At 39.1% G+C, this 12101-nt stretch carries 9 protein-coding genes; 7 read left to right on the forward strand and 2 right to left on the reverse strand.

All coding sequences use genetic code 11. The features are described from left to right. Window positions 1–64 precede the first annotated feature (64 nt). Together DPV81_RS07155 and selD are read left to right on the forward strand one after the other, a co-directional pair. A complete protein-coding gene (locus tag DPV81_RS07155; RefSeq protein ID WP_111387527.1) occupies window positions 65–1333 on the forward strand; it encodes an HlyC/CorC family transporter in 1269 nt (422 codons plus the stop codon). Between the two features lie 63 nt (window positions 1334–1396). Next, entirely contained in the window at window positions 1397–2434 is a 1038-nt protein-coding gene (selD, locus tag DPV81_RS07160) for a selenide, water dikinase SelD (RefSeq protein ID WP_111387529.1), read from the forward strand. 48 nt (window positions 2435–2482) lie between these two features. Here selD and DPV81_RS07165 read toward each other — a convergent pair whose 3' ends face one another. Both DPV81_RS07165 and gap read right to left on the reverse strand, forming a co-directional pair. Beyond that, the gene (locus DPV81_RS07165) at window positions 2483–4300 is read right to left on the reverse strand and encodes an AMP-dependent synthetase/ligase (RefSeq protein WP_111387531.1); all 1818 of its coding nucleotides are present in this window, start codon (window positions 4298–4300) and stop codon (window positions 2483–2485) included. A gap of 227 nt (window positions 4301–4527) precedes the next feature. Then, window positions 4528–5547 (reverse strand): type I glyceraldehyde-3-phosphate dehydrogenase, encoded by a 1020-nt coding sequence (gap, locus tag DPV81_RS07170; protein ID WP_049363694.1) that lies wholly within the window; start codon window positions 5545–5547, stop codon window positions 4528–4530. 219 nt (window positions 5548–5766) lie between these two features. Here gap and gmk point away from each other — a divergent pair, with 219 nt between their 5' ends. From gmk to murI, 5 genes are all read left to right on the forward strand, one after another. Next, the gene (gmk, locus tag DPV81_RS07175; protein ID WP_054419615.1) at window positions 5767–6393 is read left to right on the forward strand and encodes a guanylate kinase; all 627 of its coding nucleotides are present in this window, start codon (window positions 5767–5769) and stop codon (window positions 6391–6393) included. 60 nt (window positions 6394–6453) lie between these two features. Then, the gene (rpoZ, locus tag DPV81_RS07180; RefSeq protein ID WP_111387533.1) at window positions 6454–6720 is read left to right on the forward strand and encodes a DNA-directed RNA polymerase subunit omega; all 267 of its coding nucleotides are present in this window, start codon (window positions 6454–6456) and stop codon (window positions 6718–6720) included. A 76-nt stretch (window positions 6721–6796) separates the two neighbouring features. Beyond that, on the forward strand, window positions 6797–8917 hold the full coding sequence (spoT, locus tag DPV81_RS07185; protein ID WP_111387535.1) for a bifunctional GTP diphosphokinase/guanosine-3',5'-bis pyrophosphate 3'-pyrophosphohydrolase: 2121 nt from the start codon (window positions 6797–6799) through the stop codon (window positions 8915–8917). Further along, the gene (gene recG / locus DPV81_RS07190; protein ID WP_111387537.1) at window positions 8917–10998 is read left to right on the forward strand and encodes an ATP-dependent DNA helicase RecG; all 2082 of its coding nucleotides are present in this window, start codon (window positions 8917–8919) and stop codon (window positions 10996–10998) included. The genes spoT and recG overlap by 1 nt, the downstream gene beginning before the upstream one ends. A gap of 30 nt (window positions 10999–11028) precedes the next feature. Further along, window positions 11029–11820 carry a glutamate racemase gene (gene murI, locus DPV81_RS07195; protein WP_111387539.1) on the forward strand — a complete coding sequence of 264 codons (792 nt, stop codon included), beginning with the start codon at window positions 11029–11031 and terminating at the stop codon, window positions 11818–11820. Window positions 11821–12101 lie beyond the last annotated feature (281 nt).

Here is a 12101-nt window from a genome sequence, read left to right on the forward strand (position 1 = left end):
CAGGTAAAAAGTGCGGTGAAAATAACCGCACTTTTTGTTGATTAACGAACAAAAGGATTTACCCTTGGACAGTATTCCCCTTAGTACTTTATTTATTACACTCATTATTTGTTTAGTTTTATCAGCCTATTTTTCCGGCTCAGAAACCGGATTACTCTCTCTCAATAAATATCGCCTTCGTTTTATGGCGGAACAAGGTAATAAAGGTGCGCAAAAAGCAGAAAAACTGCTTGAGAAGCCAGATACCTTGTTAAGTTTTATTCTGATCTTTAATAACCTTGTTAATATCAGTGCTTCAGCTATTGCAACCATGATTGGTATGCGTTTATATGGCGATGCGGGTGTGGCTATTGCAACAGGTTTATTAACCTTTGTGATGCTTGTTTTTTCTGAAATTTTCCCTAAAACTGTCGCGGCAATGCATCCTGAAAAGGTGGGATTATTTTCAAGTCATATCTTGGTCTTGCTATTAAAAATATTTTATCCGTTAGTTTGGTTAATGAATATTTTCACGAAAACGTTAATGCGAATGGTGGGTTTAAAACCCGATATGCAAAAACAAGTGATTAGCCGTGAAGAACTTCGTAGTATTGTATCGGAAGCGGGAGAAGCTACACCGGATGAACAGCATCCACAAATGTTGCTCTCTATTTTAGATATGGAAACCGTGACCGTCGACGATATCATGGTGCCACGTAATGAAATTGCTGGGATTGATATTGATGACGATTGGAAAGCCATTATGCGTCAGCTTAATCATGCACCACATAATCGAATTGTGTTGTATAAAGGCAGCCTTGATGAGCAAGTATTAGGTATTTTGCGTGTGCGTGAAGCGTTTCGTTTGTTATTAGAAAAAAATGAATTTACTAAAGAAACCTTATTACGTGCCGTCGATGAAGTGTACTTCATTCCAGAAGGGACACCACTAAAAACACAATTAGCGAATTTCCGTACGAAAAAAGAACGTATCGGATTAGTGGTGGACGAATATGGTGACATTAAAGGACTCGTCACGCTTGAAGATATTTTAGAAGAAATTGTGGGTGATTTTACAACCACTACTGCACCGACTATTGAACAAGAAGTCGTTCAGCAATCTGATGGTTCGATGATTATTGAAGGTTCGGCAAATCTTCGTGATTTGAATAAAATGTTTAGTTGGGAATTAGATACAGAAGATGCACGCACCTTTAATGGTTTGATTCTCGAGCATCTTGAAGATATTCCTGATGAAGGAACTGTTTGTGAAATCAATGGCTTAAGAATTACCATTTTAGAAGTCAGCGATAACATGATCAAGCAAGCAAAAGTGGAGAAGTTAGCCTCTTAAATACGGCTTTTTCTGACCGCTCTTTTTGTTTAAGAAATACGTTATTTTAACAAAGGATTGAATATGACGGATGAGATTCGTTTAACACAATACAGCCACGGCGCAGGTTGAGGCTGTAAAATTTCGCCTAAGGTGTTAGGGACAATTTTACAGACTAAACTCGAAAAATTTGCTGATCCCAATTTATTAGTGGGAAATGAAACAGCGGATGATGCAGCGGTTTATGATCTTGGTAATGGTACTGCAATTATCAGTACCACGGATTTCTTTATGCCGATTGTGGACGATCCTTTTGATTTTGGACGTATTGCCGCAACCAATGCCATTAGCGATATTTTTGCAATGGGTGGTAAGCCGATTATGGCAATTGCCATTTTAGGTTTCCCTATTAATAAATTACCGGCAGAAGTGGCACAGAAAATTGTTGATGGTGGCCGTTTTGCTTGTCATCAAGCGGGGATTTCACTGGCTGGTGGACACTCGATTGATGCGCCAGAACCTATTTTTGGTTTAGCCGTAACAGGCGTTATAGCAACGGATCGTGTAAAACGTAATGCCTCAGCGGAAGCAAATTGTAAGCTTTATTTAACCAAGCCATTAGGTATCGGTGTGCTGACTACTGCTGAGAAAAAAGGCAAGTTAAAACCAGAACATCAAGGATTGGCAACGGCAGCCATGTGTCAAATGAACCTGATTGGTAGCCAATTTGCGGAAGTTGCTGGTGTAACTGCCATGACGGATGTCACTGGCTTTGGTTTATTAGGACATTTAGCTGAAATCTGTGAAGGCTCAAATCTTAATGCGGTTGTGCATTTTGATAAAATCAAATTATTAGATGGCGTAGCGGATTATATTGCTGAAGGTTGTGTACCAGGTGGAACCAACCGTAACTTTGAAAGCTATGGTCATAAAATTGGTCCTCTTACGGATTATCAAAAGGCGGTACTTTGCGATCCTCAAACTTCAGGTGGCTTGTTGATTGCGGTTAAACCTGAAAGTGAAGCGGAAATCTTAGAGATTGCGAAAAAAGCCGGTATTGAGCTTAGTGAGGTTGGCGTATTGAAACCTCACCAAGAAGGTGTGCTGGTAGAAGTCGAATAAGTCATTTTCGTTAAAATAAAAAGTGCGGTGAAATTCACCGCACTTTTTTTATTCTTTATTTTCCTTGTTCTCTTTATTGTTGGAATACATCGAATCAATGATATGACGATAACGTTCCATAATTACTTTTCGGCGTAATTTGAGCGTAGGCGTGATTTCACCAAGTTTGACGCTAAATGCCTGAGAGAGTAGCGTAAATTTCTTCACCTGCTCAAAGTGTGCCAGTTCTTTTTGAAGACTTTCGATACGTTGTTCAAACATTTTGATAATGTCAGAGTGTTTGAGTAATTCCATACGATCTTGATACTTAATATTCAGTTTTTTCGCATATTCTTCTACGTTATCAAAACAAGGTACGATCAACGCTGAAACATATTTTTTTGCATCAGCAATAATCGCAATTTGTTCGATAAATTTATCTTTTCCAATTTTACCTTCGATATATTGTGGCGCAATGTATTTGCCGTTAGACGTTTTCATCAACTCTTTAATACGGTCGGTAATGAATAAATTACCATCAGCATCAAATTCACCAGCATCTCCCGTTTTCAAGAAGCCATCTTCAGTGAAGGCTTGAGCCGTTTCTTCAGGTTTTTTATAGTAGCCTTTCATTACCATGCCACCACGCACCAGAATCTCGTTATTTTCACCAATTTTAACTTCTGCGTTTGGCATTAATTTACCAATAGAATTCGGATTAAAATGATGATCATCCCAGCAAGAAACGGTAGCCGTGGTTTCTGTCATGCCATAACCGAGTTTGATATTAATCCCAATGCTATGGAAGAAAAGGCCAATGGTTGGTTCTAATTTTGCGCCACCACAAGGCATCATTTTGATACGCCCGCCTAACAATGAACGCAGCTTAGACAGCACCAGTTTATCGGCAAGCGCATAACGTTTTTGCAAAAAGAACGGGACTTTTTTATTTTGAGAGAGAAGATCAAAACGTTTTTGCCCCACTGCAATCGCCCAATGGAAAATCATCTGACGAATAAAAGGCGCTTTTTGGACTTTATCAAGCACGGCAGAATAAATTTTTTCATAGAAACGCGGTACAGCACACATAAAGGTCGGGCGCACTTCCGTTAATGCTTCACGTACTTGATTGGTATCTTCGAGATAACAAAGGATTGCTCCGCGATGTAACACATAGGCAACCCAAGCACGCTCAAAAATATGGCTAAATGGTAAAAAAGAAAGTGAAACCTCATCTTGATTAACATCTAATGCAATATCATGGGCTTCAAGTTGATGTGCCAAGTTATTGTAATCGAGCATTACGCCTTTCGGTTCACCTGTTGTGCCAGAGGTGTAGATGATCGTGAATAAATCATCCATCGTTTTATTTGCTAAGCGAGTTTCAAATTCAGTCTGAAATTCGGCTTTACCTAATTGAATTAAATCGTCCCAATGGCAGGAAAGGGTAGTTTCTGTCAGTTGAATTTGTTCTTTCATGGCCACAATTTTTTGTAATTGTGGACACTGATGTGCAATTTCTAACGCTTGGTCATATTGTTCTTGATCACCAACAAACAGAATTTTGACATCGGCATGATTTAAAATAAATTCAGCTTGCTGTGCCGTATTGGTTGCATAAATTGGAACAGTGATAGCTCGGACTTGAAGCGCTGCAATATCAGCGATTGTCCAACGTGACATATTGTGTGCAAAAATCGCAATTTTATCTTGTACTTGAATATTGCAAGCAAGAAAAGCTAATGAAAGCTGATCAAGCTGTTGTTGGAATGCGTTCCACGAAATATCTTTCCACAAGCCATTAATTTTATGACGAAGTGCGGTTGCATTTTGACGAGTTTTTGCCTGCTGGCGAATTCGATTGACGAAATGACGTTCTAAATTCATATAAGCCTTATTTGAGCGAACAACTGTACGCTAATATAAACGAAATAAATTTAAAATCTAGTAAAATGTTATTATTTTGTGAATATAGAATAAATGATAGACATATTATTTTTCTATTTTTATATTGAAATGAGCAATAAAGAATATATAAAGTATTGAGAAAATTTAAATTGATTAGAAATAAAAAACCGCTCTAAAAAGAGCGGTTAATTTTTTAGCTATTTTGATTAGCCTTTGTAGTTGTATACGTGTGCAACTAAGTCTAATACTTTGTTTGAGTAACCAGTTTCGTTATCGTACCAAGATACTAATTTAACGAAAGAGTCAGTTAATGCGATACCCGCATCAGCATCAAATACAGAAGTTAAAGCACAACCGTTGAAGTCTGTAGAAACTACTGCATCTTCAGTGTAGCCTAAAACGCCTTTTAATTCGCCGTTGAAAGTTTTACCTTCAGCTGCATCTTTGATTGCTTGTTTGATTTGTTCGTAAGTTGCTGGTTTTTCTAAGTTTACAGTTAAGTCAACTACAGAAACGTTTGGAGTAGGAACACGGAACGCCATACCAGTTAATTTACCGTTTAATGCTGGTAATACTTTACCCACAGCTTTCGCAGCACCGGTAGATGAAGGGATGATGTTTTGTGATGCACCACGACCACCGCGCCAGTCTTTAGCTGATGGACCATCAACAGTTTTTTGAGTCGCTGTTGTTGCGTGAACAGTAGTCATTAAACCATCTTTGATACCGAAAGTTTCGTGAACAACACGTGCTAAAGGTGCTAAACAGTTTGTAGTACAAGAAGCGTTAGACACAATGTCTTGACCTGCGTATGCACCGAAGTTTACACCACGTACGAACATTGGTGTGCTATCTTTAGAAGGACCAGTTAATACGACTTTTTTCGCACCAGCAGTGATGTGTTTGCGTGCTGTTTCGTCAGTTAAGAATAAACCTGTTGCTTCAACTGCAACATCAACGCCGATCGCACCCCAGTTAAGGTTTGCAGGATCACGTTCAGAAGTAACACGGATAGTTTTACCGTTTACGACTAAGTTACCGTCTTTAACTTCAACAGTACCGTCAAAACGACCGTGAGTTGAATCGTATTTCAACATGTAAGCCATGTATTCAACGTCGATTAAGTCGTTGATACCTACAACTTCGATGTCATCGCGATGTTGTGCTGCACGGAATACGATACGACCGATACGGCCGAAACCGTTGATACCAATTTTAATAGCCATAAGATTTTCACCTTCTATTTTTTTAAGTTAAACAAAATCGTTGCTCTAACGAGTTCCCGTGGATTATAGCATGGGCATTTTGATAAAAAAAAGGGTATATACCACTTTTTTGTGATCTCGATCACTTTTTAACAATTTGGTAAAACAAATGAAAATTTGACCGCACTTTTCATTTTCTTTTTGTATAATAAAAACAAACAACAAGAAGAGGTTTCAATTATGTCTCAAGGTAATTTATACATTCTTTCTGCACCAAGTGGGGCGGGCAAGTCATCATTAATTTCCGCATTATTAGAAAAAAATCAAGGCACGAAAAAAATGGTGTCTATTTCACACACGACACGTTCTCCTCGTCCAGGCGAAAGTCATGGTGTGCATTATTATTTTGTTTCAGTAGAAGAATTTGAAACCTTAATTGAAAAAGGCCATTTCTTAGAATATGCAAAAGTGTTTGGTGGTAATTATTACGGCACTTCATTGCCAGCAATTGAAGAAAACTTAGCAAAAGGCATTGATGTGTTTTTAGATATTGACTGGCAAGGTGCGCAGCAAATTCGTCAAAAAGTACCTTCTGTAAAAAGCATTTTTATTTTGCCACCATCATTGCCTGAATTGGAGCGTCGCTTGGTTGGGCGCGGACAGGATAGCAAAGAGGTTATTGCTGAGCGAATGTCAAAAGCAATCAGCGAAATTTCGCATTATGATGAATATGATTACGTTATTGTGAATGATAATTTTGAGCAGGCATTGGCAGATTTGCAAAGCATTTTGCAGGCAGAACGCTTGACCAAAGCTTACCAACAAACAGAAAATGCAGACTTAATTCAACAGCTACTAGCAAAATAAGCTTGAATTGAGTACAATATTTCCCCTTTATAGACATTATTTTTAACATCGGAGTAAAACATGGCTCGAGTGACTGTGCAAGATGCAGTAGAAAAAATTGGTAACCGTTTTGATTTAATTTTAACCGCCGCTCGTCGTGCGAGACAATTAGAGTTACATCAAAGTGAGCCGTTAGTGCCGGAAGATAACGATAAACCAACTGTAATCGCATTACGTGAAATCGAAAAAGGGTTAATCAACCAAAAAATCATGGATGCAAAAGAGTATTTAGATGCGGCAGTTTCTCAACGTAACGAAGAAGTGGCTGTAGCGTTAATCGCAGAATAATCTCATTAAAGTGCGGTTAAAATTAGAGCTATTTTGATCGCCTAGTCTTTCTCTCTACAAAAAAGTCAGGTGTCCTTTGGAATTGTTTGCAGATTTAGATCGAATTATTCAGGGGTATTTGCCCGCCGATAAAATTGAATTAATCAAACGTGCATTCGTCATTGCGCGAGATGCTCACGAAGGACAATTTCGCTCAAGCGGCGAACCTTACATTACTCACCCTGTCGCAGTAGCTTCAATTATTGCGGAAATGCATTTAGACCATGAAGCAATCATGGCAGCATTATTGCATGATGTTATCGAAGATACTCCTTATACCGAATCCCAATTAAAAGATGAATTTGGTGCTAGCGTAGCTGAAATTGTTGACGGCGTATCGAAACTAGATAAATTGAAATTCCGTACCCGCCAAGAAGCGCAGGTTGAAAACTTCCGCAAAATGATTTTAGCGATGACTCGAGATATTCGCGTCGTCTTAATCAAACTGGCTGACCGTACCCATAATATGCGAACGTTGGGAGCACTACGTCCAGATAAACGTCGTCGTATCGCAAAAGAAACTCTAGAGATTTACTGTCCATTAGCCCACCGTTTAGGCATCGAGCATATCAAGAATGAATTAGAAGATTTATCTTTTGAAGCAATGCATCCTCGCCGTTATGAAGTACTTAAAAAATTTGTCGAACAGGCGCGCGGTTCTCGTCAAGAATTAATCCAACGTATTTCTAATGATATTTCACAACGTCTTGAGGATGCGGGTATTCCAAGTCGTATTTGGGGACGTGAAAAACATCTCTATAAAATTTATCAAAAAATGCGCATGAAAGATCAAAAATTCCATTCTATTATGGATATTTATGCTTTCCGCGTTATTGTGAATTCGGTGGATGATTGCTATCGCGGATTGGGACAAATGCATAGTTTGTATAAGCCTCGCCCGGGTAAAGTGAAAGATTATATTGCCGTGCCACGTGCAAATGGCTACCAAGCTTTACAAACCTCGATGATAGGCCCTCATGGTGTACCCGTAGAAGTTCATCTTCAGACTGAAGAAATGGAACAGGTTGCTGAAATGGGGATTACCGCTCATTGGGTGTATAAAGAAGGTGGTAAAAACGATAGCACCACCGCTCAAGTACGTGCACAACGTTGGTTACAAAGCCTAGTAGATATTCAACAAAACGTCGGTAACTCCTTTGAGTTTATTGAAAATGTAAAATCTGAGTTTTTCCCGAAAGAAATCTATGTCTTTACGCCGAAAGGTCGCATCGTTGAATTACCAATGGGCGCAACAGCTGTTGATTTTGCTTATGCCGTGCATTCTGATGTGGGAAATCATTGTGTTGCTGCAGTAGTAGAGCATAAACCTTATCCGTTATCACAAGCTTTAGAATCTGGTCAAACCGTTGAGATTGTGACCAGTGAAAATACTCATCCAAGCGTTAGCTGGTTAAACTTTGTAGTGACGGCTCGAGCAAGAACCCGTATTCGTCATTTCTTAAAATTATTACGTGCAGATGATGCGGTTCAGACGGGCAAAAAACAGCTAGAAATGGCTTTGAAACCTCATTATCTCTCTGAAGTTTCTGAAGAGAAAATCCAAGCGTTACTAAATGAATTGAACCTCTCAAGTCTCAATGAGCTTTTTGAGGAAATCGGTGTAGGCAATCAAATGTCGAGTGTCATTGCGCATCAATTAATGGATGAAGCTATTGAAATTGATGTGGATGGCGTTTCTGAAAACACACAAAGTACGCTAACGTTAAGCCGAGATGGCGAAATGAAAGCGTCTTTCGCGCAATGTTGTCATCCAATTCCGGGTGATCCGATTGTGGCATTAAGTACTGCGAAGAAAGGTGTGGTTGTACATCATCAAGCTTGTTCTAATTTAACGTCAAGCAATGCCAAAGATTTCACCGCGGCAAAATGGGAAGAGGCTGAAAGTGCGGTCAATTTTGATGCCGAATTACACATTGAAATGCTTAATGAACAAAATGTATTAGGTAGTCTCATGACAGCCGTCGCGACTTGTGAAAGTAATATTCAAAGTATTTGGACGGAAGAATTAGAGAATAATGTGCTATTAGTCATTATCCAAGTTGGCGCGAGAGATATCTATCATTTAGAAAACATTATGCGAAAAATCAAACAAATTACCAGTGTGATTCGTTTGAAGCGCAATATTAATGAAGCATAATGAGCACACAACTTCTTGATGCCGTTCCTCTAACCACTTTATCGGGTGTAGGCGTGGCAATCTCTGATAAATTAAGCCGTCTTGGAATTCATAATCTCCAAGACTTGCTTTTTCATTTACCTATCCGTTATGAAGATCGCACGAGAATTACGCCTATTGCCGATCTTCGTCCTGAACAATATGCCACCATTGAAGGGGTTGTCCAAACCTGTGAAGTTGCCTTTGGGCGCCGTCCTATTTTAACCGTAAGTCTTTCTGATGGAACGAGCAAGATTATGCTCCGATTCTTCAATTTTAATGCAGGGATGAAAAATAGTTTTCAGATTGGTACGCGTGTCAAAGCGTTTGGTGAAATTAAACGCGGCCGTTTTATGACGGAAATTCATCATCCTGAATATCAAATCATACGGGATAATGCACCATTGGTTTTAGAGGAAACGCTCACGCCTATTTATTCCACAACGGAAGGTCTAAAACAAAATTCATTACGTAAGCTAACCGATCAAGCATTGGCTTTACTCGATAAAATCCAATTAACGGAAATTTTACCTAATGAATTTAATCCACATCCTTTTAGTTTAAAGGAGGCTATTCGATTTTTGCATCGTCCACCGCCAGATATCTCATTAGATGTTTTGGAGAAAGGACAACATCCTGCACAGCAACGACTTATCTTTGAAGAGCTTCTTGCACATAATCTTGCGATGCAAAAAGTGCGGTTGGGTACGCAGCAGTTTTTAGCGTTGCCATTGCATTATCAAACCGATTTGAAGCAACGTTTTCTTGCATCTTTGCCTTTTCAACCAACAAATGCCCAAAATAGAGTCGTGGCGGATATTGAACAGGATTTAGCGAAAGATTATCCAATGATGCGCCTTGTTCAAGGGGATGTAGGTTCGGGGAAAACATTAGTGGCAGCCTTAGTGGCCTTATTAGCGATTGATAATGGCAAACAAGTGGCTTTAATGGCGCCAACAGAGATTTTAGCGGAACAGCATGCAAATAATTTCCGCCGTTGGTTAGAACCTTTTGGTATTGAAGTAGGCTGGTTAGCGGGTAAGGTGAAAGGAAAAGCTCGCCAAACCGAATTGGAAAAGATTAAATCAGGTGCTGTGCAAATGGTGGTGGGTACACATGCTTTATTCCAAGAAGAAGTGGAATTTGCTGATTTAGCCTTGGTGATTATTGATGAACAGCATCGTTTTGGTGTGCATCAACGTCTAATGTTGCGAGAAAAAGGCGAAAAAGCAGGATTTTATCCACATCAACTGATTATGACAGCAACACCAATCCCAAGAACATTAGCGATGACGGTTTATGCTGATCTTGATACGTCGATTATTGACGAATTGCCACCAGGTCGAACGCCGATTACGACAGTGGTTATTTCTGAAGAGCGTCGAGATGAAATTGTTGCTCGAGTCAAGAATGCCTGTATTAATGAAAAACGTCAGGCTTATTGGGTATGTACTTTAATTGATGAATCTGAAGTATTAGAAGCGCAAGCAGCCGAGGCAATTTGGGAAGATTTAACGAAAGCCTTGCCGATGCTTAAAATTGGTCTTGTACATGGGCGAATGAAACCGCAAGAAAAACAAGATATTATGGCTGCCTTTAAAAATGCAGAACTCGATTTGCTTGTGGCCACAACCGTAATCGAAGTGGGCGTAGATGTGCCGAATGCCAGTCTAATGATCATTGAAAATGCAGAGCGTTTGGGCTTATCACAACTCCATCAGTTACGTGGACGAGTAGGGCGTGGCAGCACGGTATCTTTTTGTGTCCTAATGTATAAACCGCCATTGGGTAAAGTATCGCAAAAACGTTTACAGGTACTACGCGATAGCCAAGATGGCTTTGTGATTTCGGAAAAAGATTTAGAAATTCGCGGACCTGGTGAAGTGTTGGGCACTAAACAGACGGGTATCGCCGAATTTAAGGTGGCGAATTTAATGCGCGATCGTAAAATGATTCCAACTGTTCAACATTATGCTAAAGCATTAATAGTGAAATATCCGGATGTGGCAGAAAGTTTAATCCGCCGTTGGCTAAATAATCGAGAAATTTATTCGAATGCCTAAAGTGCGGTTATTTTTGAAAGAGTTTTATAAATGAATAAATCAACGGTACTTTTCTTTGATTCTGGAATGGGTGGCTTAAGCGTTTATCGGGAAGCGAAAAAGCTCATGCCTGATAACCATTATTTGTATTGCTTTGACAATGCGGGTTTCCCCTATTCAGAAAAATCAGAAGAAACAATTATTCAGAGAACATTGGATATTTGTAAAAAAATTAATCAGGATTATCCACTTGATGCCATTGTGATTGCTTGTAATACCGCGAGTACGGTAGTGTTACCGCCTTTACGCGAGCAATTTTCTATTCCGATTGTAGGTACCGTGCCAGCTATTAAGCCTGCAGCAGAAATCTCACAAACGAAACATATTGGGCTGTTGGCAACAAAGGGTACAGTTAAACGCCCTTATGTTAATGATCTTATTCATCAGTTTGCCTCCCATTGTATAGTAGAACGATTAGGCTCGACTAAATTGGTTGAAATCGCAGAGCATAAAATCCAAGGAAAATCGGTCGATTTGATTGCATTGAAAAATGAATTAACTCCTTGGGCCTCAATAGAGAATTTAGATACGATTTGTTTAGGCTGTACCCATTTCCCTTTAATTAAAGATGAAATTCAAATTTGCTTACCTCAAGTGAAGAATTTTATGGACCCTGGATTCGCTATTGCCAAACGGCTACAATTTTTACTTGATAAATTAGAAGTGCGGTCAAAATCTGAGATGAAAAATCAGGTTTTTTGTACGCAAGATGTAGAGAATAAATACCAATTAGAACAAGCGTTGGCTCTCTGGGGATTTGATGGAATTACCGTTTTAAAATGATTTTTTCTTGTCATGTTGGTGCGTTTGTAAGCAAACAGCAAAAAAATTTACATTTTTTTACAAAAAGATCTTGCAAAGGCGTCTGAAATGCCTATAATACGCCCCACACAACGACGCGCTGTTGTGAATCTTAAGAAAAACCAGTGCGTCGTTATTTTTTGCTCTTTAACAATATATCAGACAATCTGTGTGGGCACTTGTTGATTGACTTGTTTTAAAAATATTTTTTAATTTTGAAGTCTTAATAGGTGCTAACTAGAAATTCATAATACTTTTTTAAG

It is taken from the genome of Haemophilus parainfluenzae (assembly GCF_003252795.1).
Classification (GTDB): Bacteria; Pseudomonadota; Gammaproteobacteria; order Enterobacterales; family Pasteurellaceae; genus Haemophilus_D; species Haemophilus_D parainfluenzae_K.

What these genes read in the sequence shown, in the direction of transcription:
- gmk (WP_054419615.1), top strand. Translation starts at nt 5,767, where the DNA reads ATGTCTCAAGGTAATTTATACATTCTTTCTGCACCAAGTGGGGCGGGC.
- recG (WP_111387537.1), top strand. Translation starts at nt 8,917, where the DNA reads ATGAGCACACAACTTCTTGATGCCGTTCCTCTAACCACTTTATCGGGT.
- DPV81_RS07165 (WP_111387531.1), bottom strand. Translation starts at nt 4,300, where the DNA reads ATGAATTTAGAACGTCATTTCGTCAATCGAATTCGCCAGCAGGCAAAA.
- murI (WP_111387539.1), top strand. Translation starts at nt 11,029, where the DNA reads ATGAATAAATCAACGGTACTTTTCTTTGATTCTGGAATGGGTGGCTTA.
- rpoZ (WP_111387533.1), top strand. Translation starts at nt 6,454, where the DNA reads ATGGCTCGAGTGACTGTGCAAGATGCAGTAGAAAAAATTGGTAACCGT.
- gap (WP_049363694.1), bottom strand. Translation starts at nt 5,547, where the DNA reads ATGGCTATTAAAATTGGTATCAACGGTTTCGGCCGTATCGGTCGTATC.